Below are 25,454 nucleotides of genomic sequence, written 5' to 3' on the forward strand. Positions count from 1 at the left end.
CAATAATAACTTAACCGTGATTTCTAAATTTCCCAATTATAAACAAATGGATGTGATGGACTGTGGTGCCACTTGCCTTCGTATGATCTTTAAATACTACGGCCAGTCTGTATCTATCCATAAAATTCGTAAACTCTGTCAGACAAAAATACCGGAGTTAACTTGTTGGGAATAAGTGAAGCTGCTGAAAAACTTGGTTTTCGAACCTATGGCGTTAGATTGACACTAGAACAGCTTCAGGAAATTGAACTTCCTTGTATTTTGCATTGGAACCAGAACCATTTTGTGGTACTATATAAAGTAAAACGGGATAAATATTACATTTCGGATCCTGCACTTGGACTTGTTACTTATGACAGTAAGGAATTTGTGCAAAACTGGTACTCGGCAAAAGAACTGCATTCTGGTCTTTCACTGGTCTTGAGCCCAGGCCCTGAGTTTTACCAACTTGATGAGGAGGAGCCCGACCTATCCTTAAAATGGGGAAGATGTTTAGATATTTTTATAAGTATAAACGTCTTTTTACCCAACTGATATTAGGGATGGTATTGGGAACCATTTTGCAATTGGTCACCCCATTCCTGACACAGTCTGTCGTTGATATAGGAATTAATACCAAAAATATCAGCTTTATCAACCTGATACTGATCGCTCAATTAATGCTGTTTGTCGGTAGTACTGCCGTATCATTTATTCGATCCTGGATTTTGCTGCATATCAGTACACGAGTAAATATCTCGATTCTGACGGATCTACTTATAAAAATCATGAAGTTACCGATGAACTTCTTTGATATAAAAACACATGGAGATCTGATGCAGCGCATGGCCGATCAACAACGAATCGAATCTTTCCTGACGGGGAGTACATTGAATACACTGTTTTCCATAGTGAATATGCTGATCTTTGGGGCTCTGCTTATTGTTTATAACAAAATCATATTTTTGGTATTCTTTGCGGCAACTATACTTTATACGCTATGGATCCTGTTTTTATGAAGTATAGACGCGAATTGGACAATAAGCGGTTTAAGATATCATCTGAAAATCAGACTTATATGGTCGAGATGATCCAGAGTATCAAAGACATAAAATTAAATAATGCGCAGAAACAAAAACGTTGGGGCTGGGAGGCCTTGCAGGCAAGGCTCTTTAAATTTAAAGTAAAAAGCTTGGCACTGTCCCAATACCAATCTATTGGTTCTATGGCCATCAATCAGACAAAGGTATAATTATCACCTTTATCAGTGCTAAGGCAGTTATTGATGGTGATATGACACTTGGGGGATGATGGCTGTTCAATATATCGTAGGAATGGTCAGTAGCCCAGTGGAATCGTTACTCGGTTTTATGCAATCTTTTCAGGACGCTAAGATCAGTATGGAACGGCTTAATGAAATTTATGAAACGGAAGACGAGGAAGATGTGAAAAGGATTATCTGGACAATTTGCCAGAGAAAAAGGATATCGAGATCCGTAATCTGACTTTTCGCTACTACGGTGCTGAAACGAACCGATTTTCAATCGTCTGAACTTGAATTTTCCGCCGGTAAAACCACAGCCATTGTAGGAACCAGTGGAAGTGGGAAAACCACTATTCTAAAATTACTATTACGGTTTTATGAATACGAAGAGGGGGAAATTCTTATCGGTGGAAAACGATTAGAGCAGTTTGATTTCTCTCTTTGGCGAGATAAATGCGGAGCAGTGTTACAGGATAACTATGTATATGCAGATACAATAGAACGTAATATTACTGTCAACGAAGAGTTTCCAGACCAGCAGCGGTTGGATACTGCGATTGAAATTGCTAATCTAAATGAATTTATCGCGGAGCAACCCTTTGGTTTGGCGACCAAAATTGGTACAGCAGGTAAAGGAGTGAGTCAGGGACAACGACAACGTCTGATGATTGCCCGGGCAGTGTACAAGGAACCTCAATTTATATTTTTGGATGAAGCGACCAATTCGCTCGATGCCAATAATGAAAAGGTAATTATTGAAAACCTTGACCGTTTCTTTCAAAAAGAACAGTAATTGTTGTTGCCCACAGACTTAGCACCGTCAAAAATGCCGATAATATTATCGTATTGGAAAAGGGAAATGTTGTTGAGCAGGGAACGCACACTGAACTTACGGCGTCAAAGGGAAATATTTCGAATTAGTAAGAAACCAATTGGAATTGGGGAATTAAATAGCTATGAAAGAATCATCGATTATAGAATCAGATATCCATTCAGAAGATTTACAGGATATTATCGCCAAACCGCCATCTTGGCTTTTAAGAAGAGGGATAACATTTATCCTGTTGACAGTATTGCTTATTCTGGGGATGTCTGTATTTATACGTTATCCTGAAACTGTGGATAGTAAGATTAGATTTAATACAACAGATGCTCCCAAAGTCCTTTCTGCTAAGGTCAATGGAAGTCTGGTGAAACTTTTAAAGAAAGACGGTGACTGGGTAGAAGCAGGTGGACCATTAGCCTATTTAGAGAGCACAGCAGATCATGATCAGATTGTGGTGCTTTTGGATAAGCTTCAACAAATACGTCAACAACCGAATGCCACTTATAATCTGGAGGCATTGATCGAGCCAAAGAATCTCAATTTAGGAGAACTACAAGGTGCTTATCAAAACTTCTATCTTTCCTATCTGAGTTATGTCTCCGCCCGGGATCAAGGAATATACCAAAAGCGTCGGTCGGTGATCAATCAAGAAGTTACGAATGTGAATGAACAATATAAAAAGAATAGTCAGTCTTTTGAATTGCAGAAGCAGCAACTTGATCTGGCAGAGAAAGAATACGAAAAGTACAAATTACTGGCTGAAAAGAAGGTGATCAGTCCTGCCGAACTTCAGGAAAAGGAAGCGCTGTTGTTGGCAAAACGCCAGATTATTCCCCAAATGGAAAATAGTTTGATCAGTTATGAAGGAAATATCCTGTCTAAAAATAAGGAACTGGCGGAAATTGAAAATCAGATCGGAGAAGAACAGAAAAAATTTATACAAGCATTAAATAGCTTTATCAGTGAAGCGGAGAACTGGAAAAAACAATATGTCATGACGAGCCCCGTCAGTGGAAAGCTAATTTATGGAGAATTCTTACAGATAAATCAACAGGTTGCCGTCGGACAAAAATTATTCTATATCAATCCCAAAAGTGAAAAATATTATGGCGAGGTATTATTGCCCCAAACTGCTTCAGCGAAAGTGAAGAAAGGTCAAAAAGTTTTGATTAAAGTGAACGGATATCCCTTTGAAGAATACGGTTATTTAAGAGGGAAGGTGGAATATATTTCAGATATTCCGATTCGGGACAGTGTGTTCTTTACGACTGTTGGTCTTGATACGACGGGTAGCAATCCATTGATCCAACTTAAACCTGGGTTATTTGGAGATGGTGAGATCATTACCGAAGATAAATCTATTTTTAGACGTATCTGGAACAATCTGACAAAAAATTTGAGGTTTAAAAACTGATGGAATTGCAACAAAAAGCCCTGTCAAAAATATATTGCAGGGCTTTCTTTGTTAAAGGTTCTTGTGGAACTATTTTTTCAGGCCTTCAGCACCTTGTATGATACCTTCGACTACTGTCGGATCCTGCAAAGTAGATGTGTCACCTAAATTACTGATATCTCCCTCCGCAATCTTGCGTAGAATACGGCGCATGATCTTTCCGGAACGTGTCTTTGGAAGGTCATTGACAAACTGGATAATATCTGGTTTGGCAATAGGACCAATAATGCGCGAAACAGTTTCCATGATATCTTTCTTGGTTGCTTCTGCATCCGTGTGGTGATTAGCGATAACGTAAGCATAGATACCCTGGCCTTTTACCGGATGTGGATAACCGACGATAGCAGATTCCACAACGTCAGCATGCATATTGATCGCGTTCTCTACCTCCGCAGTACCGATACGGTGTCCAGATACATTCAATACATCGTCCACACGGCCTGTGATTTTGTAATATCCTTCTGGACTGCGGTAACAGCCATCGCCCGTAAAATACATGTCTTTGTAAGTGGAGAAGTACGTTTGTCTACAGCGATCATGGTCGCCCCAGGTCGTCCGTAGCATACCCGGCCAAGGGAATTTGATACATAGATTTCCGGTGACATCATTGCCCTCGATTTCTTTTCCATTTTCGTCCATCAACGCCGGTTGTACACCAGGCATTGGGAACATCGCATAACTTGCTTTTTCTGGTGTAACACCAGCTAAAGAAGTGATCAGGTGACCACCATTCTCCGTTTGCCAATAAGTATCAACGACAGGACAGTTCTTTTTACCGACCTTTTCATTAAACCAGTTCCATGCTTCTTCATTGATAGGTTCGCCTACTGAACCTAGTACACGTAGTGAGGAAAGATCGTTTTTATCTACAAACTGATCGCCAAAAGCCATTAATGAACGTAGCGCTGTAGGGGACGTGTAAATGATATTGACTTTAAATTTGTCAACAATATCCCAATAACGGCTGGCATCTGGGAATGTTGGGATACCTTCAAACATCAATGAAGTGGCACCTTGGGATAGTGGCCCGTAAACAATATAGCTATGGCCAGTAATCCAACCGATGTCAGCTGTACAGAAAAATACATCATTTGGTTGATACTGGAAGGTATTCATAAAGGTGTATCCCGTGTAGACCATATAGCCACCACAGGTATGTACAACTCCTTTAGGTTTACCTGTAGATCCAGACGTGTAAAGGATAAACAGGGTATCCTCAGCATCCATTTCTTCTGCTGGGCAGGCTGGATTGCCTTGGGTTTCCACTTTCTTGATCTCATCTTCCCACCATACATCACGGCCTTTGATCATGGATACCGGTGTACGTGTACGTGTTAATACAATGACTTTCTCTACAGTATCACATTGCATCAAAGCATCATCAACAATATTTTTAAGTCCAATGGTTTTATTACCACGGTAGCTGCCATCGGAAGTAACGATCAATTTGCATTCCGCATCCACGATACGATCGGCGATGGAACGTGCCGAGAATCCACCAAAGACAACCGAGTGGATAGCGCCTATACGGGCACAGGCCAATACCGCAATCACCAATTCAGGAACCATCGGTAAATAAATGCAGACACGGTCACCCTTTTTGATATTGTTATTCTTTAATACATTAGCAAATTGTTCAACCTTCTGCAACAATTGTTTATAGGAAAGGATACGATGTGCTTCATTTGGGTCATTTGGCTCCCAGATAATCGCTGGTTTATCGCCATTCGCATAAATATGACGGTCCAGGCAGTTTTCGGTAATATTTAATTTTGCACCATCAAACCATTTGATATTAGGTTCCTCAAAGTTCCAGTTTAGCACTTTATTCCATTTTCTCTTCCAGAAAAAATGATCCGCTATGCTCGCCCAAAACTCCTCAGGTTGTTCTACACTTCGCTTATATTCACTTTGATATTCTTCAAATGATTTTATTTGTAGGCTCATTGTTATAGGATTATTATGAATTATTTTAATTTATAAAGTTATCGTTGCGAAATTGTTTTTAATAGCTCAATTTCGGTGTACAATTTAGCGGTTTTTGCCCATTTTATCAACAATTTGATGTTTAATATAATGTTAAACTACTTTTATCTATCAAGATTGTTATATTGCAGCAAGATTAAACACAGATGTTGTTTCTAAGAAAGATATTCTATATCAGCATTTATACGAATATTTTGATTGCATTGGCCGCCATGGCTCAATGTGCACTGACCTATATCATATTTGAACGTCCGATCAATTGGTCTATTGTCTTGGTTGAGGGGCAGCAACATTATTGCTCTACAACTTTAGCTTATGGTGGTCTAAACCCCAAAACCCAAAAGAATCAAAATTTGCCCGCACGCGCTGGATATTTAATCACGAGTGGGTGATGTGGCTAAATAATGTCATCGCATTAATTATTCTTGGTTACTGTTTGTTGCACATCCATATTTATTCGTTCTTATTCCTAGGTTTTATTGGAATCTTGAGCTTGTTGTATGGGATGCCGCTGTTTACTTTTCATGATCGCAAAGTTGGGCTTCGGCAAGTTCCTGGAGCGAAAATCTTCCATATCGCCTTGGTTTGGGTATGCAGTAGTGTCGTGCTTCCTTATGTCGAATTGCTCAATATCGGGGACAGGATAGACTCTTGGGTACTTGTTGCACTTTGTGTGCTAAAATTTATATTTTTGATTATTTGCACACTACCTTTTGATATACGCGATATTCAACAGGATTCCTACTATCATTTGAGGACATTGCCCAATATGTTAGGGGAGCAAAAGGCAAAAAGACTTACCTATACTTTATTGCTGTTACATAGTCTCTTAATCCTTATCGCTCCTTATCTGTTATGGATCAAATTGGGGCTGATCTTAACCAATATACTGATTTATGCACTCCTAAAGCTGGCTGTCTTCAAAACGAAAGATCACTACCACTATGCCTACTTATTGGATGGTAGTCTGGTGCTCCAATTTTTGATCGTAGTCTTATTTAGTATTTACTAGGTAATATTGCTTTCATCATCCGATGATGGATTAAAGTTTTTATTTTTAATATTTGCCCTGCTGCTTTAAAAATGCGATAATCTTATCTGCAAGCAACTTCTGATAATTTGTAATAGCTTTCAAAAGTCCAGCCCGCTACATGGGGCGATAAAATGACGTTATCCCTACTGATAAGGTCGGGATACCAGGTCTGTTCCCCAAGTTTGGGGAATTTTTCAACAGGGAGTACATCAAAAGCTGCTCCCAGGATACGGCCCTTATCAAGACCGTTTAGTACGGCCGGAACTTGTACAATCTCACCTCTGGCACCCAACAGGAAAAAGATAGGTTTGTTAAACTTCGATAAATACGCATCATCGATCATTCCCTTTGTCTCGGCAGTCAATGGGATATGGAAACTAATAATATTGGCTTGTTCGTAAATATTTTCCATGCTTGCTTCTTCTGCATACTCGTCAGTATAATTCGTCCGGTATTTGTCGTAAGCCAGTACCTTCACGTCAAAACCAGAAAGCTTTTTGGCCATCGCCATACCATTATGGCCATAACCGATCAAACCAACAGTACGACCTTTAAGCTCATAACCACGGTTGGCTTCACGCAACCATTGACCAGCTCTCACTTGTTGATCACTGCGGTTGAGATTGTTCATCAGACTCAATAACATTCCGATCATATGTTCGCCCACTGCATCTCGGTTTCCCTCATTGGCGGGAATCAAGGTAACCTGCTTTTGAATGGCAATTTCATCGTCGATATTGTCCATTCCTGCTCCAGCACGTGCGATAAAACGGAGGTTGGATGCAAAGTCAAAAACGGCTTATCTACCTGAAATTTCGAACGAATGACCATTCCGGAGTAGTTAGCAACGATCTTTTCGGTTTCTGCACGGTCGATATCGGGGCGGTAATCATAAGCGATACCCGCCTGCGCAAATTTCTCCAACATAATTTCGTGGATGTCATCGACAATCAAAATATTAGTCTTCATGATTACGGTTAATTTGCATAAAATCTACTGACAATAGTTTGTTTAATTGTTGCTGTTTGAGCCCGTTGGGCATTATTTTCATAAAAAAATTGCGCATGCCAATCAAAAGGGGATTTTCCCATTGGGCGATTTTGCCAATCTGCCAGGAAGTATTACTGATATAGTTGACGCGATCCAATCGACGCGTTTCAAATCGCGAGAAGGCTTGTTGAATGGATGCGGCTGTTTTCAGCTCATCCAGCAACACCGCAACATCTTCTATTGCTTGACAGGCGCCCTGTCCTAAATTGGGGGTAGTGGCGTGACCAGCATCTCCGAGCAAAGGATATTGTCAAAAGCAAGCTGTTGTAATGGTGCGATATCTATAATGTCGTTCCAGATCAGTTCGGTATCCTTGGTCTCGGACAGAATCGTTGGAATAGGATCGTGGTATTCCTTGAAGTTGTTCAATAATTCTGCTGTGGTCCAGTTTTTAGCGTCGGATTTTGCTGTATGCTGTTGATGCAGGCATACCAATATACACGATTGCCAACAAGGGGTGTCATTCCAAATCTACCTTTTGAACCCCAGGTTTCAGTGCTTTTTTGAGTTGGATACTGCTGTTATCTATTGTTGCCCGCCAGCAGGTATAACCTGAATAACGGGGCTTGAGGCCGGTATCAATTGTTGACGTAATCGTGAATGTACACCATCGGCAATAAGTAATGCAGCTCCTACAGCTTGGCTTCCGTCGGTAAAATGAACACAGACTTGTTCCCCTAACCGTTCAAAGGAAGTCGCGCGTTTGCCAAGGTGAACCTGACTATCGGGAATTTTTGATAAAAGAAACTGGTGCAGGTCCGCCCGATGTATGGCAAAATTGTCCTGATTGTATTTTTTGCTGATGGATTTGGTATTCGGTTCGACCAGAATATTTCCTTTTGATCCAACACATTATAGGAACCCAGATAATGTCCAATTTGACTGATTTCATCTTTTAATCCCAGATGATCTAGGGCCTGCATGGCATTGGCAGCGAGTCCAAAACCTGCACCTATACCTTTAAGTTCAGCTACACTTTCATAAACATGGGCTTTAAGACCCAATTTTTGAAGGCCTATCGCGGCACATAATCCAGCGATCCCACCGCCAACAATAATAAAAGTGTTATCTGCAAAATTCATATCAAAGGCAATTCGCGATCTCGTTAGTCAAGCTGACAAAATCGTCTACAGTTAACCGTTCGGCTCGCAGCTCATAAAGCGGATTATCTGACATTTTATCTTTCGGGACAACCCCTGAGAGGGAATTGCGTAAAGTTTTGCGACGTTGATTGAACCCTGCTTTGACGACACGCCAAAACAACTTCTCATCACAAGCCAGTTGCTCGCGGTCATTGCGGGTCATACGGATGACACCCGACAGTACCTTAGGCGGCGGATTAAAAGCGCCAGCCTTTACGGTAAAGAGGTATTCTACTTTATAGTAAGCTTGTAAAAACACACTCAGAATTCCATATTCTTTACTGCCTGCTTTCGCTGTACAGCGCTCAGCGACTTCTTTTTGAAACATCCCTGTCATTTGAACAACACGTTGACGTTCGTCCAGAATTTTGAAGAGAATCTGAGAGGAAATATTATAAGGAAAGTTGCCGATGACAGCCATCTTTTCGCCAAAATATTGCGAAAAATCAAGGTTTAGAAAATCGCCATGGATTAATCTTTTCCCCAATTGTGGGTATTTATCATCCAAATAGGCAATCGATTCCTCATCAACATCGATCAGATAGGTCTCATATTCTTCTTTCTGTAATAGAAAGTCAGAGAGGACACCCATTCCCGGACCAACTTCGAGTACTTGGCTGAAACCCAATTTAGGATCCAATGCCTCTACAATACGTTGTGCGGCATTCTTATCGTTTAAAAAATGCTGTCCTAGATGTTTTTTTGCTCTAACTGTACTCATGATGCAAAATTAGAAATTAAAAAGCTTTATAAAGTAAAAAGTCAAAATTAAAAAGTAGAGACAGTTTGCAAGCCATAGGCTTCTCTGACCAAAATCTCAATACGCATATCTAACTACGCAATACTAAAAAAAAATCCCTATTTTTGATTCAAAGCATTTAAAAAGGATGAGTGATAAACTAAAAATCGGAATTACCGTAGGGGATATTAATGGTATTGGACTTGAAGTAGTTATCAAGTCACTGGTAGATCAACGTATGTGCGATTTTTTTACACCAATTGTTTATGGAAATACAAAAGTTGCCTCTTTTCATCGGAAAGCGGTAGGAATAAACGATTTTAGTTTTAATGTAATCAATGATGCTGAACAGGCCCATTCTAAAAGGGCGAATATGATCAATTGCTGGCAGGAAGATGTCAAGATCTCTTTGGGAGAGGAGAACGAAATTGGCGGAAAATATGCTTTTTGTCTTTGGAAAGAGCGATTGAGGATTTGAAAGCCGGTAAAATAGATGCTTTAGTGACTGCGCCGATCAATAAGCATAATATTCAACAGGAGGGATTCCAATTTCCTGGTCATACCGAATATTTACAGGCTAAAGTTGAAGCTGATGATGTGTTGATGTTTATGGTCTGTGATGAACTACGCATTGGTGTAGTGACAGGACATATTCCACTACATGATGTGGCTGCGAATATCACCGAAGAAGCGATACTGAAAAAGTTGATCCTCATGAATGAGTCTTTGAAAAAGGATTTCTGGGTAGAAAAGCCCAAAATAGCTGTTTTAGGGCTTAACCCACATGCTGGAGATCACGGGATTATCGGTACGGAGGATGACCAGATTATTCGACCAACCGTAGAAAAAGCAAATGAACAAGGGATCTTTTGTTTTGGCCCTTATCCGGCGGATGGTTTTTTTGCAAAAGGAGCTTATGAAAAGTTTGATGCGGTATTGGCTATGTACCACGATCAAGGGTTAATTCCATTTAAGCATATCGCGAAAGGTGCTGGTGTCAATTACACTGCAGGACTATCTATAGTACGTACTTCACCGGATCATGGTACAGGTTACGATATTGCTGGAAAAAACCTGGCTTCACCAAGCTCATTTGTGGAAGCAATTTTCACTGCAGTCCATATTGTAAAACGCAGAAGGGAACAGGCAGAATTGCTAAAAATCCATTGGCATTCCGCAAATTGTCCAAAGATCGAGATTAGGGTTGTAATAGTTGATGATTTTTTGATCTATAAAGTTATATAAATCAAGTTAGGCAGATGACGAGAATCCTATCCTTCATTAAGGATCATAATGATTCTCCAGTGATAAGATAAAACAGAAATCGTATCGGCTTACAGCTTGTAAGATCAAAATCTCAATTCTTATATCTCCATACTTAATACTAAAAAAAGTATTACTTTTGCAAACTGTTTGGTTTTTTACCTGCTGTTCTAACTATGTGCGATAATTTACAACATCCAATATTTTCTATCATCAAAGAGCTCGCCGAGCAGACAAATACGGAGTGTTATGTCATTGGGGGTATGTGCGCGATTACATTATGAAGCGTCCATTCAAGAACGATGTGGATATTGTTGTAGTGGGAAGTGGTATTGAATTTGCAACGTTACTAGGTGAAAGGCTTCATACGAAAGTGGCGGTCTATAAGAATTTTGGAACTGCAATGCTCGTTTTTGAGGGTTTGAATGTAGAGTTTGTGGGTGCGCGGAGGAATCTTACCGAGCGAACTCCCGGAAACCGATCGTAGAGGATGGCACATTGACCGATGATCAAAACCGTCGTGATTTTACCATCAATGCCATGGCCTTTTCGTTGAATAAAGCCGATTACGGTACTTTGGTAGACCCCTTCGATGGTGTAAAGGATCTCGAACACCGTATTATCCGGACACCTCTCGATCCAATTGAAACTTTCTCGGATGATCCCTTACGTATGATGCGTGCGATCCGGTTTGCAACCCAGCTAAATTTCAAGATTGACATTGAGGCCATTACAGCAATTACTGATACAAAAGAACGTATTAAGATCATTTCAAAGGAACGGATTATCGATGAGATCAATAAGATCATTCTTTCACCTAAACCTTCAGTGGGTTTTAAATACCTTTTGATACGGGTCTATTAGAATTGATTTTTCCGGCTATGTACAACCTGCATGGAGTTGATATTATTGATGGAAAAGGACATAAAGATAATTTCTACCACACATTGGAAGTATTGGATAATGTGTGTGAATTGTCAGATGATCTCTGGTTGCGTTGGGCTGCTATTATGCACGATATCGCCAAACCTGCGACAAAACGTTTTGATAAGAAATTAGGCTGGACATTTCATGGGCATGAAGACCGAGGTGCACGTATGGTACCGAAGCTTTTTGCTGAACTAAAATTGCCGTTACACGAAAAGATGAAATTTGTACAGAAACTTGTACAATTGCATCTTCGTCCGATTGTCCTTGCTCAGGATATTGTTACAGATTCTGCTGTCAGACGTTTATTATTTGAAGCAGGTGATGACATTGATGCATTAATGATGCTGTGCCACGCCGATGTGACAACGAAGAATGAGTTTAAAAAGAAAAAGTATCGCCAAAATTTTGAACTTGTCAAGCAGAAACTAAAGGATGTAGAGGAACGTGACAAGATCCGAAATTGGCAGCCGCCGATCAGTGGTGAAGATATTATGATACTTTTCGGATTAACGCCCGGACGTGCTGTTGGACAGTTAAAAACTTGATCCGCGAGGCTATTTTGGAAGGCGAGATTCCAAATTCCCGGATTGAAGCTTATCAATATTTAGTGAAAAAGCAGTAGGCATGGGCTTGGAGGTCAAACAAGAAATCCAGTTGGAAATTTCCAATTCTTAAAATATAGTATTAATTTTAAACTGCTAAAAAGAAGAATACATAGAAGATGGCAATTTATAGATTTAGAGTTACTTTTGAAGATTATGAAGATGTATATCGTGAAATTGATATGCCTTCGAAAAGTACATTTTAGACATGCACGAGGAAATCCACAAAACGACAGGTTATGCGACGGATACTTCTTCCTCTTTTTACGTGAGCAATGATCAATGGAAAAAGGGACGGAAATAGCGTTTAAACCGACCCAGCGAAAAAAGATGTTGAAGTTTTGTTGATGGAGAATATTCGCCTGAGCAAGTTTATTGATGATCCTCACCAAAAGTTTTATTACGTCTATAATTTTGACCGCCCATATGATTTTCAAGTGGAGCTGATCAAGATTTTGAAAGAGGAAGCGGGTAAAGACTATCCGGCCTTATTCAAGTCTGTTGGTCAAGTACCTAAAACAATGACTGCTGCTAATTTCCCGGTATCCGATGCTGTTGAGGAGGATGAATATGTTGAGGAGGATGATACACAATATGGTGTAGATGACGAGGATGAACTAGATGGCTTTGATAGCGAAGATGAAGACGAAGAGGGGAAGGCGAGGAAGAGCGCGAGGGATCTAGCGGCTACGAAGACGAATATTAATTGAACATGCTTTCAATGCATATTTGAGCATTTGAAGCAAATATTATGGCAAAAAGAAAACACTGATAGCCATTGTAGGTCCGACTGCTGTTGGAAAAACTGCAATGGCTATTTCATTAGCTCAATATTTTAAGACCGAAATTATTTCTGCCGATTCCCGGCAGTTCTATCGCGAGATGACGATTGGTACAGCAAAGCCGGATTCAGAAGAACTGGCTAGTGCCCAGCACCATTTTATAAATTCACATTCCATTACCCAAGATTATTCCGCGGGAGATTTTGAACGGGAAGCCTTAGACAAGTTGGATGAACTATTCCGACAACATGATGTGGTTGTTATGGTAGGAGGGTCTGGGCTATTTGTCCGTGCGCTCTGCGAAGGCTTGGATGATCTACCTAAAGCAGGAGATGAGGTACGCGAGAGACTCAACAATGAAATGGCACAGTTGGGGCTTGAACAGATGAAGGAGCGATTAAAAATAATTGATCCAGCCTATTATCAAATCGCAGATATCGATAATCCACAGCGTGTCGTTCGCGCCTTGGAAGTATTTGAGGCAACAGGTAAACCCATGTCCTTTTATCACAAAAAGACCTAAGTAAGAGACCATTTGATATCCTGACGATCGGATTGAATATGGAACGCTCGCGGTTGTACGAACGGATTAATCTTCGGGTGGAACGGATGATGGAAATGGGATTGTTGGAGGAAGTGAAGTCATTAGTTCCTTTTAGGAGCAAACCAGCCTTGTTGACGGTAGGCTACGCGGAATTGTTTGATTACCTCGATGGAAATATCTCTTTGGAAGAAGCTGTGGAGAGAATCCAGCAAAATTCAAGACGCTACGCAAAGCGGCAGATTACTTGGTTTAAAAAATATGGCAATACTTTGTGGTTTCAGCCTGATGAAACAGGGACGATTATTGATTTCATAAACGCTAAGCTACTTGACGGGGACGCAATGAGTTAAGCAGCATCTGATGCAATAAAAGCTTCATGCTCTCACGAGGACCTACAGCTATAAAAATTAACTGAAGATTCTTTGTGATCAATACAAAAAAAAAGCAGTTGGCGATTACCAACTGCTTTTTCTATTGCAATTACCCGTTTATTTTACCAAGTAATTCCATCCAAATGGATCTGCTACTTTACCATAACGCAATTCATTCAGATAATGTAAAACTCTATTGGAGAACTCACGGCCCTCAACTGGAGGTAAATTGTAGTCTTGACCTTCAAAACCGATCCGGCTAATGTCGGTGATCGTTGCAGCTGTTCCTGCAGCAAATGCCTCAGTAACTGTACCTGCTTTAATACCATCGATAAGTTCCTGTACGGATACTTTCCGTTGTTCAGTTTTATACCCCATTTCTCTGCCAATTCCATAATTGTACGACGGGTTACACCATGTAAGATCGTATCGCCATGTGGCGTGATAATGGTATCACCAATACGGAAAATTAGGTTTGCGGTACCTGCTTCTTCGATATATTTGTGTTCTGAAGCATCAGTCCACATAATTTGATCGTAGCCTTCATCGTTAGCCAATTGGGTCGGATAAAGCGACAACGCATAATTACCGGCATTTTTCGAGAACCCAACACCACCTTCAGCAGCACGTGTATAGTACGTTTCAACTTTTAAGCTAATCGGTTTACTATAGTAAGCACCAACTGGGCCCGTGATAATGATAAACTTGTATGATTTGGATGGATGTACGCCCAATGCGGCTTCAGTAGCGAACATAAATGGACGTATATACAAAGAAGAACCTTCTTTAGCAGGAACCCAATTGCGATCAATATCCAATAGTTTGTTCAGACCATCCATAAAAATTTCCTCAGGAACCTCAGGCATCTGAAGGCGTGCTGCAGATTTGTTGAATCTTTCCCAGTTCCTGTCTGGACGAAAGATACTCACTGTACCATCTGCGAATTTATAGGCTTTAATACCTTCAAAGATTGCTTGACCATAATGTAAAGCTGACATAGAAGGACTGATACTGATATCTCCGTAAGGGACGATGCTGACATCTTTCCATTCACCATCATCATAGTCTGCGACCAGCATGTGGTCGGATAATATCTTTCCGAATTTTAGATTGTCGAAATCTACTTGCGAGAGTCTTGAATTTTGAGTTGGCTCTACGCGAATTGAATAGTTCTCTGTCGCGTTCATCTTATTTTTTATATTACTTAGGCTAAGTTAGGAAAAATTGAAATATAAATTGCACTTTGCTATGATAATTTCCCGTTCGGAAAAATGCCTTTTATTTCGGACAGTCATTCTCCGATTTACTACACTATACCTATGAAAATGAAAAATAAACCGACAAAATTTATAGGGGTAACCTGTTTTTAATTAATTGTATTAATTTTGTGTTAATTAATACGGTTCATGTATTTGTGGCATAAAGTTTGGAAATAAAGACTGCGACCATAGATGGGCATTGGGTCGCTTACGCTATAAAATCACTTATCATAAAATAAACTTAGTATGGAATTGACTCACCGTCTTAACAAAAGCAATGAAGTAACATCGGGTGAAACTCGAATTGTTACAGCGTGATGTTGAAATTCAAAAGAAAGGTATTTCTGTGAATTTTATCCTTGGTTTTTTTGTGTTTTTGTATAAAACTGCAATTAAACCCTAAAAAACAGGATTAGCCAAGATATCATAAAATCTTGGCTAATCTCCACAAGAATAGACGTGCGGTCAATCTTGCAAAATCTTTAAAAGCGGGTCAAGATATTCTCTATTATTGCTCAATCGAGGGACTTTATTCTGTCCACCCAATTTACCTCTCGACTTCATCCACTTATAAAAAGTATCTGATGGTGCATTATGAACAATTGGCGGTCGAAGTGCCATGTTCTTGAATCGTTTTGCGTCGTAATCTGAATTGATTTCTCTCAACTTGGCATCCAATATTTCACAAAAACGTTTAAAATCGTTGGGTTGCTGGTCAAATTCAATGACCCATTCGTGTGCTCCCGCTTCGGCATCCCTAAAATATACGGGTCCTGCGGTATAATCTTTTATACGCGCATTTGTCAGCTTGCTTGCTTCAGCAAGTGCTTGCTCGGCATTGTCCACGATCACTTCTTCACCAAATGTATTGATATATTGTTTTGTACGTCCCGATATCTGAAAACGGTAGGGAGACAAAGACGTAAACTTGATTGTATCGCCTATTTTATAACGCCATAATCCGGCATTGGTGGAAATGATCAGCGCATAGTTCTTGCCGATTTCTACCTGATCCAAACGCAGGGTTGTCGGGTTTTCCTCATGCATACGTTCTGTGGGAAGGAATTCGTAATATATCCCATAATCCAGCATGAGCAAAAGATCTTCAGAGTCCGATTCATCCTGTAGCCCAAAATACCCTTCTGAGGCATTGTAGTTTTCTAGATAGTACATCTTATCTGAAGGAATCAGTTTTTGGAACTGCTCGCGGTAGGGCTTGAAACTCACACCTCCATGACCATAAAATTCAAGGTTTGGCCATACTTCCAATAGATTGTTTTTGCCTGTGATTTCCAATACACGTTTGGCCATCACAATATTCCAGGTTGGTACACCAGCCAGACTAGTGACATTTTCTTTGATGGTAATTTGCGCGATCTGCTCAATTTTCTCTTCAAAATTGGGATTTAAAGTCACCTCCATGTTGGGGTTCGTTTGAATTCCGCCCAAAATGGAAGGTTGCGGATCAGGATGGAAGATAGATCTCCATAATAGGAGTCTGGGCTGAAGTTGTTGATCTGTGATGAGCCACCGATGACAACAGACTTTCCGGTAAAAACACGGTTTTCAGGTCTATTGTGACAGTATATCGTCAACATGTCCTTTCCTCCCTGGAAGTGACATTCTTCTAAGGCCTCTTCGCTCACCGGTATAAATTTGCTGCGATCAGAGGTTGTTCCAGATGATTTTGCAAACCATTTGATATCCGAAGGCCACAGAATATTCTGCTCACCTTTGATCATCCGATCTACATAACCTTTGATATCGTCATAATCCTGTATAGGCACACGCTCTTTGAAGATTTCTGGGGTGAGTATGCTCGTGTAGTCGTATTTTTTTCCCCATTCCGTCGCTTCGGCAGTAGAAATTAAACTTTGGAACCATTCCTCTTGTACATCGTGGGGATATTTCATGAAAAGCTCGATTTGGTGAATCCTTTTTTCATGAACCAAGTAAAAATGGAGTTTAATAAGGCCATAGAGGGTATTCGTTATACTTTAAAATTTTTTCCTTCTTAATTCAAAATGGCGACCAAGATAGAATTTCCGTGCCAGTTCATTATCCGCGATTTCTTCAGGTGTACCTGTAAGCATAATCTTTCCTCGGTCAAAAGGTAGGCCCTATCCGTAATGGATAAAGTTTCCTGTACGTTGTGGTCGGTGATTAAGATACCAATATTACGTGTTTTGAGTTTAGCAACAATTGTTTGAATTTCCTCTACGGCAATAGGGTCAACTCCTGCAAATGGCTCATCCAATAGGATAAACGATGGATTTGCTGCCAATGCTCGAGCGATTTCCGTACGTCGACGCTCACCCCTGACAAAAGATCACCTCTGTTTTTACGGACACGATGCAAGCTGAATTCGGATAGCAATTCTTCCAACTTTGCCATACGTTCTTCTTTATTGGGGTAGTGGATCTCTAATACTGCGAGGATATTGTTTTCTACGGATAACTTGCGGAAAACAGAAGCTTCCTGTGCCAAATAACCTATTCCACGCTGCGCACGTTGATACATCGCATCTTGCGTGATCTCTTGATCATCTAAAAATACCTTTCCGTCATTGGGTTTGATCAAACCTACAATCATATAAAAAGAGGTCGTTTTACCAGCACCATTTGGCCCCAATAATCCGACAATCTCTCCTTGTTCAACATGAAAGGATACGTTGTTAACAACAGTACGTTGTTTATATTTTTTATGAGATGTTCTGCCTTTAAAATCATCTTCTTGATTTATCTTGTCACTAGTTTCTGCTCTACTTATTCCGCAAAATGCCAAATAATGTTGAATTTACCGTTGGAGCATTTGAATGCAAATCTATGGTAAATATATTTAATATCTTCTTAGTATTAAGTATTTAGACGCTAAAACGCTAATATCGAATTCCCTTGATGTTAAGCTGTAAGTTTCTCTTATTGCGCCACACATTCTCTTCAATGCTATAACAGATATCAAAACTCTGCCCCGAATTGATATGATCAATATGTTCTGCTAATCCGAAACCGATGCAATCAAAAGATGGCGAGTCTTCCTGAACAACTGTCATTTTTAAATGATTTGTACCTACAGGAAAGCCGGCCCTACTGAACTCACTTTCTTACTCAAGAAAATTGGTGACTCATTTTGTGGGCCAAAAGGTTCAAACTGTTGGAGTATGCGGAAAAATTTAGCGTCTATATCCTTCAGATGGAGCTTGGCATCGATCTGAATTTCTTGTGTCAGCATTTCGGGACTGATCCTACGAGCCACGACTTCTTCAAATCGATCTTGGAACAAGCTTACATTGTCCAGTGACATGGTCAGTCCAGCGGCATATTTGTGCCCTCCAAATTGTTCAAGTAAATCAGCACATTCGTTTAACGCTTCATATAGATCAAATCCGATTACTGATCGACAAGAGCCCGCTATATGGCCATTCGTTTCCGTTAATATAATAGTGGGACGGTAATATTTCTCAGTCAATCGTGAAGCGACAATTCCGATTACACCTTTATGCCAGTCTGATTTGTATAATACCGTAGATTTTCGACTCTTGAGAACAACATTTTCTTCAATGAGCGCCAGAGCCTCTTCGGTTATTTTGAGGTCAAAATCCTTGCGGACATTGTTTTGATCATCAATGCTCGAACTAAAGTCTTTCGCTTCCTGTAGGGATTTTGAAATTAATAATTTGACGGCATCCTTAGCGTGGTCAATGCGGCCGGCGGCATTGATGCGCGGGCCGATCTGGAACACAATGTCGTTGACCGTAAAAATCTTTGTTCTATTATTGGATAGGTCAATCAATGCTTTTAATCCCACGCAGGGATTGGTGTTGAGCTTAATCAACCCAAAATGGCTTAAGATTCTATTCTCACCAGTGATTGGGACGATATCTGATGCTATACTCACTGCAACCAGATCTAAAAACTGATAACAAGCATTGATATCCATTCCGTTGGTCAGGATGAACGCCTGAATGATTTTGAAGCCTATACCGCAACCAGAAAGTTCCTTGTAGGGATAATCACAATCTACACGTTTGGGATCTAAGACAGCGAAAGCCTTTGGGAGTTCTTCACCTGGGAGATGGTGGTCGCCAATGATAAAGTCTATCCCCTTCGTGTTGGCATAGTCAATTTTATCAATGGCCTTTATTCCACAGTCTAATGCAATAATTAAAGAAAAGCCATTGGCAGCAGCATAATCAATGCCCTGGGTAGATATGCCATAACCTTCCGCATAACGATCCGGAATATAAAACTCCAGTTGACTATGAAATTCTCTGAAAAAACTGTAGACTACAGCAACTGCTGTGGTGCCATCGACATCGTAATCACCATAGATCAGGATCTTTTCTTTGTTACCGATAGCCTGGATGATTCTAGATATGGCTTTTTCCATATCCTTCATCAAAAAGGATCGTGCAAGTCTGACAATTGTGGCCTAAAAAACTGTTTCGCTTCGTCAAAACTTCCATTCCCCTGTTGACGAGCAATTCCGCTAACACAGCGTTGATATTTAATTCCTCGCGCAGTTTGTTGGTTATTTTGACATCAGTTTTAGATTTTAGTACCCACCTTTTTTGCATATCTTTGCACAATATTTTAAGTGTAAATATACGTTTTAAGGCTGGACTTACCTAATTCCTAAACCTGGTATTGACCGCCTGTCGCTTAACGTGCATATTCCCAATGTTTTAAATATGGTGCAGGCTTATTCTCTATATGAAGGTTCTTTTTCTGTCGATAAAAGTAGAAAATTCGTTCCCTTTGATCCATCCGTGGATGACCCGAAAGACCGTCCGGGATCCATGTTTATCCATGTCCATCCTTTTTGATCAAAACAGAATCAGGTCTTGTGATCTGTGATACAGGTTTGGGGCATACCGATGACCGTGGTGTGCTGGAGTTGCACAACAATATCCGCAAATTGGGTTATGAGCCAGATGATGTGAAATACGTGTTAATGTCGCACCTGCATAAGGATCATGCCGGTGGTATGGTAAGTATGGAAGGTGGTTCCCCTCGCATTGCATTTCCCGAAGCTGAATATATTGTGCAAAGGGGAGAATGGGAGGATGCTTATTCTGGGATTTCGAGCTCTTACCGTACAGAAATTTTTGATGTTGTCCAACGAAGTGGGAACTTAGTATTGGTAGAAGGAGCGGGGCAGGTAAATACTGAAATCAGTTATGCTCTTAATGGTGGACATACGCCACATCACCAAGCGTTTCACATCCACACTGGAGGAGAACATTATTTTTCGGGGCGATGTACTACCTGAGCCTGAGGAAATTTTTCATAATTATGTGGCTAAATATGATTATGATGGTCGACGCTCGAAGGAGCTACGGCAAGCTTATTGGGGAGAAGGAGCTCCAGAAGGTTGGACCTTTTTATTCTATCACTCCAAAAATATAACCATTGGCCGTAGCCAACTGCGGCCCGATGGAAGTTATAAACTGGTTGAAGCACAGTAGTGCGGGCGGAAGTGGATGATATGCCAACAAAAAAGCCTCATAGACTTTCGGATCTATGAGGCTTTGATGTAAGAGTTAATATCCGGCATTCTGCGGGAAAGCAGCGCCAGTATTGCTGTCGATGACTTCCTGTGGAATAGGCCAAAGAATAAATTCTTTCTTGACCACGTCTTTAGATTGTGGGTTAAGCGCTTGTACACGGCGTAGGAAAACATCGGCCCCGAAACGAGATAATGTCATTCTCCGCATTTCTTCGCCCATAAGCTCTCTTGCACGTTCATCCAATATAAAATCTTCGTTGATTGCCGAGGTATTTATTGGAGAAGCTTTGGCACGGGCACGTACAGCATTGATGGCATCTTTTGCAAGGTCGGGTTTATTCGCTCGCATGTATGCCTCAGCCAGTAAAAGATAGGTTTCTGCCAATCGTATTTTGACCCGATCTTTCATATTGCCTTCAAATGCAGGGTTTGCAGCCGTTTTCCATAGAAAAATTTGGTAATGGTTGGAAATACATTGCCCGAAGCGATGATTGCATCGGTTAGCTCAATCTTCTTACCGTAAAGTTCAAGAACGGAAGGATCATTATAATACCAGTCTCGTTTGATATTGTAAGGAGAATTTCTAACATCTTGTTTTTCATAACTATCCAACCACCATTGGTAGGACGTACGTGACCAAGCCCCTTCCGCCAAGTGAGTCGGCAAGAACAAAACCTTTTTGTTGGGAATAAAAAGGAACCCATGCGCGTTTGCTCCAGTCCGTATAATTGTCTCCACCTCCTTGCGTATTGTATTCCAATTGGATTGCCCAAATGGTTTCTTGATTGCCGGATGAGCGATTTTGATTGTTTTCGATAAACATGTCGTGAAAATAGTCGCCGGCTTTATCTTTCTCAGCTCCAAAGCGTTGATCGTTCAACTTAAAATAGCCGCTTTGAATCACTTTGTTAGCTGCTTCAGCGGCCAGATCTGGCTTCCCTGCTTCAATATAGGCCTCTGCAAGGTAATGTAATGCGGCCCATTTTGTCAATTTCCTTCCTGTACAGTTCCTGGGTTGTCCGGGAGGTTGTCTCCAGCATATTTGAGGTCATCAATCATATGTGCCAATATCTCAGCTTTGGGTGCTCGGGTAAAATCGCGACGCGGCGTTGCCGAAACCTTATCTACCCAAGGCACATCTCCATAGAGGTTGACTAAATAACGATAGCTATAGGCACGGAAGAAACGGGCTGTAGCTTCTACACGTTTTGGATCATTCTCTTTATCTGTCCATTGGATCGTGTTTTTAGTTAATGCTTCCAAGATAATATTGGTATTTCCGATAAAACCATAGGCATACTTCCAATAATTGCGAACATACGACGAAGCCGGATTTAGACTGTAATTGCTAAAAGGTGCTAAAGTTGCATCGGTTCCGGTGGTTTTGATCGCAACAATGTCTGTACCGACTTGTAAAGCCTCCTGTGGAGTAGCCCCTGAGAGAATATACTTCCGTTCCAGGTCCAGAATTCCATCCGTGCATAAGAGTAAAGGCCATTCAACCCAGTTTCGAAACCTTTTGTATTGATGTAGGTATTGTCTGGCGATTGAAAACTGCTGGTGTCTTCGTTTAAAAAGTTTTTGCTGCAACCGATAAAGATTAAGCTTATACCGGCAAGGAATGCATATAAAGTTGTATTTCTTTTCTTCATGATGTAGAGATGTTTAAAATTGAACATTTAATCCCAATGAGACTGTTCGGGCAACAGGATAAGGGTAGGCGATATTTGTTGTCGTTGGATTTCCCGTTGTTGAACTGACACCCAATGCCTCTACATTGTATCCTTTTATTTTGGAGAATGTGTAGATATTGCGGGCGTTGATAAATGCTCTGACAGAGGAAAGATTCAATCGTTGTAGAAAATCGCCTTCAAATGTATAGCCCAGACTCAAATCACGAATCCGCCAATAGGCTGAATTGATGTAATAAGTATGGTTGTTGACAGGCGTGTAACCTGGAGAAGGTATGTCTGTACTTGGATTCTCTGGTGTCCAGTAAGGCATATCTGCGAGATAATTAGCGCCGTTATTCGGTAAAAAACGTTCTATATTTTTAAAATCATCCACTTTTGTACCGCCAAAGGCACCGTTCATAAAAATGGAAAGGGAGAAGTTTTTGTAGGTAAAATCATTACCGATGCCAAGGGTGTAAGGTGAAATCTTGTTGCCCATGACCGTGCGGTCATTCGCATCTATTTTACCATCATTATTTAAATCTGCTAATTTTGCATCACCCGCTTTCGCTTTTGGCTGATAAGAGTTTGCAATATCGTCACCTTCCTGCCATACCCCGATTACTTTGTAATCATAAAAGATACGTATTGGTTTGCCAATAAGCCAGGCATTAGTCAAATCATCCTTTCCATCTGCACGCAATTTGGTTATCTTATTGTTGTTGTACGCAAAATTAGCCGTTGTATTCCATTGGAAATTGTCGTTTTTGATGGGAACAGCATTCAATGTGACCTCAAATCCCTTATTGGAAGTTTCACCAATATTATTCAAAATTGTATTGTAACCATTCATCACTGGGACCTGTTCGCTCAGTAAGAGATCTGTTGTCTTGGAGGTATAATAATCAATTGTTCCAGAAAGACGATTTTTGAGAATGCCAAAATCTAAACCGACATTTAAGGAAGAGGTCGTTTCCCATGTCAAATTGCTCCCTCGTCCATTGAAATTCATCACGAGTCCTTTGACAGGATCTAATCCATATATGTAGTCTACGTTCGTCAAGCGATCATACGTCTGATAGGGAGATACGGCTTGGTTTCCATTTTTACCATACGAAGCTCGTAGTTTTAACAAATCAAAGTAATCTTGTACATTACCTTCTTTGGAAATTACCCATGCTCCAGCGACAGAAGGGAAAAAGGCATACCTATTATCAACAGAAAAAGCGCTATAACCATCCGAGCGGCCTGTTAAAGTTAATAAATAGCGATCTTTGAATGAATAGTTGATCCGTCCCATATAAGAGATCATCGCAGTGTTCTCCAGCTTGGATTCCATTTTCAGATTTTTAGAAGCAGAAGCCATGTTGTTGTAGCCGGCGTCTGAAACAAAATCATCTCCAGTCATTTTAGATGTCTTGAGGTTGGTCTTTTGAGAGGAATAAAGCCCGACTACATTAATTTTATGATCACCAAAAGTGCGGTCGTAAGTCAGGAGATTCTCCCATGTCCAATCCCAGAAATGATCATTTTTATCTCTCCCCGTCCATTCACACCGCGACCTGTCAAGGTATTTGAACCATAATAAGAGTTTTCATTGATATTTCTGTAGTTCGTACCAAATGTAGACTTAAAGCTTAGCCCTTCAATCGGAAGTTTGACATCTAACCAAGAGTTTGCATAGACAGTCCGTCTAGTTTCATCCCATTGACCATTTTCGTCGGCGAAAGGGTGACCCCATAGTGTTTGTGCATACATTGGATAGGTGACAGCTGTACCGTTTTCATCCCGATTTTTGCTATAAGGAGCTAGTTTTACAACGCTTTCCAAGTTGGGTTGTATACCATCACGGTTGCCCTGTGAAGCTTGCATAGTCATACCCAGTTTGAGCCATGAATTTAGGCTTTGATTGAGATTTAGATTGACATTATAGCGTTCGTATGGTGTGTTTTTAACCACACCATCCTGATTGAGGTAACTTACCGATGCATAATAATCGGATTTATCAGTACCGCCCGAAAAACTGAGCTGATGTTCGTGAATGGGAGCTGCACTGTTAAAGGCTTCATTTTGCCAATTGACTTCTTCACCTTTCTTATATTGTTCCAGTACATTCGCAAAAAGGTAGTTTTCGGGATTAAGCTGATCACCTGTTTTGCCTTTAGAGGCTTGATAGTCACGCATAAATTGAATGTATTGTGGACCATTCATCAATTTCAAACGACGTTCTACACTCTGCAATCCAAAATAACCATTGTAATTGATGCGTGCTTTTCCGGCAGCACCCTTTTTGGAAGTGATTAGGATGACGCCATTTGCCGCACGTGATCCATAGATTGCGGTAGAAGAAGCATCTTTTAATACGGAAATGCTAGCAATAGTATTCGAGGAGATATCACCTAATGATCCGCTGAAAGGGATACCATCCAAAATTATCAATGGACTGTTGGAAGCGGAGATTGAATTTTCACCACGTATATTTATCGCTGCAGTTTCTCCTGGTTTAGCATTTCCAGAATTGATGGCTAAGCCAGAAACCTTGCCCTGTAGCTTGTCCACGATATTCGGAGAGTTGATCCGATCTAAGGACTTCGCTTCCACAGTAGCAACACTACCAGTAAGGTCGCTTTTCTTCTGTTTACCATAACCAACAACGACAACCTCTTCCAGCATGTCTTCGGATTTTTTCAGGGTTACTTCAGCGGCTTGAGAAGCTGGTAATTCCTGTGCAATAAATCCGATGGAATTAAAGACCAATGTGGCATTTTGTGATGTGACTGCCAGTGTAAATCTACCATCTTGTCCAGTCGTGGTGGCTGCTGTTTTGCCTTTCTCTGATACTGTAACTCCGCTGATAGGTTTTCCAGTTTCGTCCACTACTTTTCCCGAAATGGATTGTTGAGGGACAGCTTGGGCAATGGCAGTCTTAGGATTATTGGGACGCGCTGCTACATAAAAAGGCGTTGCTACTGAAAGAATTGTTAGGGGTGTCAGTAGAATGAGGTGACTCTTTTTGACCATAGTGTGTAATTTAGATTCGCTAGTTTTAT

Annotated in this window: 31 protein-coding genes and 5 pseudogenes; 18 read left to right on the forward strand and 18 right to left on the reverse strand. The window is 40.6% G+C overall.

Annotation, left to right across the window (positions count from 1 at the left end; translation table 11 throughout):
- Nucleotides 1-82: 82 nt before the first annotated feature.
- The 6 genes and pseudogenes from KUH03_RS24520 (at nt 83) to KUH03_RS24545 (ending at nt 3,483) form a co-directional block, all read left to right on the forward strand.
- Nucleotides 83-534 (forward strand): annotated as a pseudogene (locus tag KUH03_RS24520) (cysteine peptidase family C39 domain-containing protein).
- Between the two features lie 14 nt (nt 535-548).
- The gene (locus tag KUH03_RS24525) at nt 549-998 is read left to right on the forward strand and encodes an ABC transporter transmembrane domain-containing protein (protein ID WP_257087243.1); all 450 of its coding nucleotides are present in this window, start codon (nt 549-551) and stop codon (nt 996-998) included.
- Complete coding sequence (locus KUH03_RS24530; RefSeq protein ID WP_257087244.1) at nt 995-1,231, forward strand: hypothetical protein; 237 nt, start codon at nt 995-997, stop codon at nt 1,229-1,231. Before KUH03_RS24525 ends, KUH03_RS24530 begins: the two co-directional genes overlap by 4 nt.
- Nucleotides 1,232-1,286: 55 nt before the next feature.
- On the forward strand, nt 1,287-1,484 hold the full coding sequence (locus tag KUH03_RS24535; RefSeq protein ID WP_257087245.1) for a hypothetical protein: 198 nt from the start codon (nt 1,287-1,289) through the stop codon (nt 1,482-1,484).
- Nucleotides 1,485-1,499: 15 nt separating this feature from the next.
- Complete coding sequence (locus KUH03_RS24540) at nt 1,500-2,036, forward strand: ATP-binding cassette domain-containing protein (RefSeq protein ID WP_257087246.1); 537 nt, start codon at nt 1,500-1,502, stop codon at nt 2,034-2,036.
- A 163-nt stretch (nt 2,037-2,199) separates the two neighbouring features.
- Nucleotides 2,200-3,483, forward strand: coding sequence for an HlyD family secretion protein (locus KUH03_RS24545; protein ID WP_223581971.1), 1,284 nt, complete (start codon nt 2,200-2,202; stop codon nt 3,481-3,483).
- 69 nt (nt 3,484-3,552) lie between these two features.
- On the opposite strand, the gene acs is transcribed toward KUH03_RS24545, so the two are convergent.
- Nucleotides 3,553-5,469 carry an acetate--CoA ligase gene (gene acs / locus KUH03_RS24550; protein WP_223581973.1) on the reverse strand — a complete coding sequence of 639 codons (1,917 nt, stop codon included), beginning with the start codon at nt 5,467-5,469 and terminating at the stop codon, nt 3,553-3,555.
- Between the two features lie 185 nt (nt 5,470-5,654).
- On the opposite strand from acs, the gene KUH03_RS24555 reads away from it, so the two are divergent.
- Both KUH03_RS24555 and KUH03_RS24560 read left to right on the forward strand, forming a co-directional pair.
- Entirely contained in the window at nt 5,655-5,900 is a 246-nt protein-coding gene (locus KUH03_RS24555; protein ID WP_257087247.1) for a hypothetical protein, read from the forward strand.
- Nucleotides 5,900-6,520: a hypothetical protein gene (locus KUH03_RS24560; RefSeq protein ID WP_257087248.1), complete on the forward strand. Its 621-nt coding sequence runs from the start codon at nt 5,900-5,902 to the stop codon at nt 6,518-6,520. Before KUH03_RS24555 ends, KUH03_RS24560 begins: the two co-directional genes overlap by 1 nt.
- 82 nt (nt 6,521-6,602) lie before the next feature.
- On the opposite strand, the gene KUH03_RS24565 is transcribed toward KUH03_RS24560, so the two are convergent.
- The 6 genes from KUH03_RS24565 to rsmA all read right to left on the reverse strand — a co-directional run bounded on the left by KUH03_RS24565 (nt 6,603) and on the right by rsmA (nt 9,454).
- Complete coding sequence (locus KUH03_RS24565; protein ID WP_306429135.1) at nt 6,603-7,286, reverse strand: NAD(P)-dependent oxidoreductase; 684 nt, start codon at nt 7,284-7,286, stop codon at nt 6,603-6,605.
- Entirely contained in the window at nt 7,238-7,510 is a 273-nt protein-coding gene (locus KUH03_RS46585) for a hypothetical protein (protein ID WP_306429136.1), read from the reverse strand. Before KUH03_RS46585 ends, KUH03_RS24565 begins: the two co-directional genes overlap by 49 nt.
- On the reverse strand, nt 7,500-7,832 hold the full coding sequence (locus KUH03_RS24570) for a hypothetical protein (RefSeq protein WP_257087249.1): 333 nt from the start codon (nt 7,830-7,832) through the stop codon (nt 7,500-7,502). Before KUH03_RS24570 ends, KUH03_RS46585 begins: the two co-directional genes overlap by 11 nt.
- Nucleotides 7,793-8,026, reverse strand: coding sequence for a hypothetical protein (locus tag KUH03_RS24575; RefSeq protein WP_257087250.1), 234 nt, complete (start codon nt 8,024-8,026; stop codon nt 7,793-7,795). Before KUH03_RS24575 ends, KUH03_RS24570 begins: the two co-directional genes overlap by 40 nt.
- A 242-nt stretch (nt 8,027-8,268) precedes the next feature.
- Nucleotides 8,269-8,673 carry an FAD-dependent monooxygenase gene (locus KUH03_RS24580; RefSeq protein ID WP_257087251.1) on the reverse strand — a complete coding sequence of 135 codons (405 nt, stop codon included), beginning with the start codon at nt 8,671-8,673 and terminating at the stop codon, nt 8,269-8,271.
- A 1-nt stretch (nt 8,674) separates the two neighbouring features.
- On the reverse strand, nt 8,675-9,454 hold the full coding sequence (gene rsmA / locus KUH03_RS24585; protein ID WP_120260139.1) for a 16S rRNA (adenine(1518)-N(6)/adenine(1519)-N(6))-dimethyltransferase RsmA: 780 nt from the start codon (nt 9,452-9,454) through the stop codon (nt 8,675-8,677).
- Nucleotides 9,455-9,620: 166 nt separating this feature from the next.
- On the opposite strand from rsmA, the pseudogene pdxA reads away from it, so the two are divergent.
- From pdxA to KUH03_RS46600, 7 genes and pseudogenes are all read left to right on the forward strand, one after another.
- A pseudogene (gene pdxA, locus KUH03_RS24590) lies at nt 9,621-10,674 on the forward strand (4-hydroxythreonine-4-phosphate dehydrogenase PdxA).
- 341 nt (nt 10,675-11,015) lie between these two features.
- A complete protein-coding gene (locus tag KUH03_RS49125; protein WP_373564487.1) occupies nt 11,016-11,222 on the forward strand; it encodes a hypothetical protein in 207 nt (68 codons plus the stop codon).
- Between the two features lie 11 nt (nt 11,223-11,233).
- Complete coding sequence (locus KUH03_RS49130; RefSeq protein WP_373564488.1) at nt 11,234-11,599, forward strand: hypothetical protein; 366 nt, start codon at nt 11,234-11,236, stop codon at nt 11,597-11,599.
- 2 nt (nt 11,600-11,601) lie between these two features.
- Nucleotides 11,602-12,210 (forward strand): HD domain-containing protein, encoded by a 609-nt coding sequence (locus KUH03_RS49135; protein WP_373564489.1) that lies wholly within the window; start codon nt 11,602-11,604, stop codon nt 12,208-12,210.
- 404 nt (nt 12,211-12,614) lie between these two features.
- On the forward strand, nt 12,615-12,977 hold the full coding sequence (locus KUH03_RS24600; RefSeq protein ID WP_257097275.1) for a plasmid pRiA4b ORF-3 family protein: 363 nt from the start codon (nt 12,615-12,617) through the stop codon (nt 12,975-12,977).
- A gap of 100 nt (nt 12,978-13,077) precedes the next feature.
- Nucleotides 13,078-13,572, forward strand: a complete 495-nt coding sequence (locus KUH03_RS46595; RefSeq protein WP_306429139.1) for a tRNA (adenosine(37)-N6)-dimethylallyltransferase MiaA — start codon at nt 13,078-13,080, stop codon at nt 13,570-13,572.
- 38 nt (nt 13,573-13,610) lie between these two features.
- Nucleotides 13,611-13,943, forward strand: coding sequence for a tRNA dimethylallyltransferase (locus tag KUH03_RS46600; protein ID WP_306429140.1), 333 nt, complete (start codon nt 13,611-13,613; stop codon nt 13,941-13,943).
- 138 nt (nt 13,944-14,081) lie between these two features.
- On the opposite strand, the pseudogene KUH03_RS24610 reads toward KUH03_RS46600, so the two are convergent.
- The 5 genes and pseudogenes from KUH03_RS24610 to recJ all read right to left on the reverse strand — a co-directional run bounded on the left by KUH03_RS24610 (nt 14,082) and on the right by recJ (nt 19,612).
- Nucleotides 14,082-15,151: pseudogene (locus tag KUH03_RS24610) on the reverse strand (branched-chain amino acid aminotransferase).
- 537 nt (nt 15,152-15,688) lie between these two features.
- Nucleotides 15,689-17,201, reverse strand: a pseudogene (locus KUH03_RS24615) (GH3 auxin-responsive promoter family protein).
- 19 nt (nt 17,202-17,220) lie between these two features.
- A pseudogene (lptB, locus tag KUH03_RS24620) lies at nt 17,221-17,952 on the reverse strand (LPS export ABC transporter ATP-binding protein).
- A gap of 149 nt (nt 17,953-18,101) precedes the next feature.
- Nucleotides 18,102-18,275 (reverse strand): hypothetical protein, encoded by a 174-nt coding sequence (locus KUH03_RS46605; protein WP_306429141.1) that lies wholly within the window; start codon nt 18,273-18,275, stop codon nt 18,102-18,104.
- A 17-nt stretch (nt 18,276-18,292) separates the two neighbouring features.
- Nucleotides 18,293-19,612, reverse strand: a complete 1,320-nt coding sequence (gene recJ, locus KUH03_RS24625) for a single-stranded-DNA-specific exonuclease RecJ (protein ID WP_306429142.1) — start codon at nt 19,610-19,612, stop codon at nt 18,293-18,295.
- A 277-nt stretch (nt 19,613-19,889) separates the two neighbouring features.
- Here recJ and KUH03_RS46610 point away from each other — a divergent pair, with 277 nt between their 5' ends.
- Genes KUH03_RS46610 through KUH03_RS46620 form a run of 3 tightly spaced genes read left to right on the forward strand, consistent with a single transcriptional unit; the run spans nt 19,890 to nt 20,690 of the window.
- Nucleotides 19,890-20,048: a hypothetical protein gene (locus KUH03_RS46610; protein ID WP_306429143.1), complete on the forward strand. Its 159-nt coding sequence runs from the start codon at nt 19,890-19,892 to the stop codon at nt 20,046-20,048.
- 20 nt (nt 20,049-20,068) lie between these two features.
- Nucleotides 20,069-20,494: an MBL fold metallo-hydrolase gene (locus KUH03_RS46615; RefSeq protein ID WP_306429144.1), complete on the forward strand. Its 426-nt coding sequence runs from the start codon at nt 20,069-20,071 to the stop codon at nt 20,492-20,494.
- A 25-nt stretch (nt 20,495-20,519) separates the two neighbouring features.
- Complete coding sequence (locus KUH03_RS46620; RefSeq protein ID WP_306429145.1) at nt 20,520-20,690, forward strand: hypothetical protein; 171 nt, start codon at nt 20,520-20,522, stop codon at nt 20,688-20,690.
- Between the two features lie 75 nt (nt 20,691-20,765).
- On the opposite strand, the gene KUH03_RS24635 is transcribed toward KUH03_RS46620, so the two are convergent.
- The 6 genes from KUH03_RS24635 to KUH03_RS24660 all read right to left on the reverse strand — a co-directional run bounded on the left by KUH03_RS24635 (nt 20,766) and on the right by KUH03_RS24660 (nt 25,425).
- Entirely contained in the window at nt 20,766-21,140 is a 375-nt protein-coding gene (locus tag KUH03_RS24635; protein WP_257087252.1) for a RagB/SusD family nutrient uptake outer membrane protein, read from the reverse strand.
- Nucleotides 21,137-21,343: a hypothetical protein gene (locus tag KUH03_RS24640; protein ID WP_257087253.1), complete on the reverse strand. Its 207-nt coding sequence runs from the start codon at nt 21,341-21,343 to the stop codon at nt 21,137-21,139. The genes KUH03_RS24635 and KUH03_RS24640 overlap by 4 nt, the downstream gene beginning before the upstream one ends.
- Nucleotides 21,336-21,722 (reverse strand): hypothetical protein, encoded by a 387-nt coding sequence (locus KUH03_RS24645; RefSeq protein WP_257087254.1) that lies wholly within the window; start codon nt 21,720-21,722, stop codon nt 21,336-21,338. The genes KUH03_RS24640 and KUH03_RS24645 overlap by 8 nt, the downstream gene beginning before the upstream one ends.
- Complete coding sequence (locus KUH03_RS24650) at nt 21,719-22,321, reverse strand: RagB/SusD family nutrient uptake outer membrane protein (protein WP_257087255.1); 603 nt, start codon at nt 22,319-22,321, stop codon at nt 21,719-21,721. Before KUH03_RS24650 ends, KUH03_RS24645 begins: the two co-directional genes overlap by 4 nt.
- Nucleotides 22,322-22,396: 75 nt before the next feature.
- On the reverse strand, nt 22,397-23,899 hold the full coding sequence (locus KUH03_RS24655) for a SusC/RagA family TonB-linked outer membrane protein (RefSeq protein ID WP_257097277.1): 1,503 nt from the start codon (nt 23,897-23,899) through the stop codon (nt 22,397-22,399).
- Nucleotides 23,896-25,425, reverse strand: a complete 1,530-nt coding sequence (locus KUH03_RS24660; RefSeq protein ID WP_257087256.1) for a SusC/RagA family TonB-linked outer membrane protein — start codon at nt 25,423-25,425, stop codon at nt 23,896-23,898. The genes KUH03_RS24655 and KUH03_RS24660 overlap by 4 nt, the downstream gene beginning before the upstream one ends.
- Between the last annotated feature and the right edge of the window lie 29 nt (nt 25,426-25,454).

The sequence above is a fragment of the Sphingobacterium sp. E70 genome (assembly GCF_019285695.1).
Lineage (GTDB): Bacteria > Bacteroidota > Bacteroidia > Sphingobacteriales > Sphingobacteriaceae > Sphingobacterium > Sphingobacterium detergens.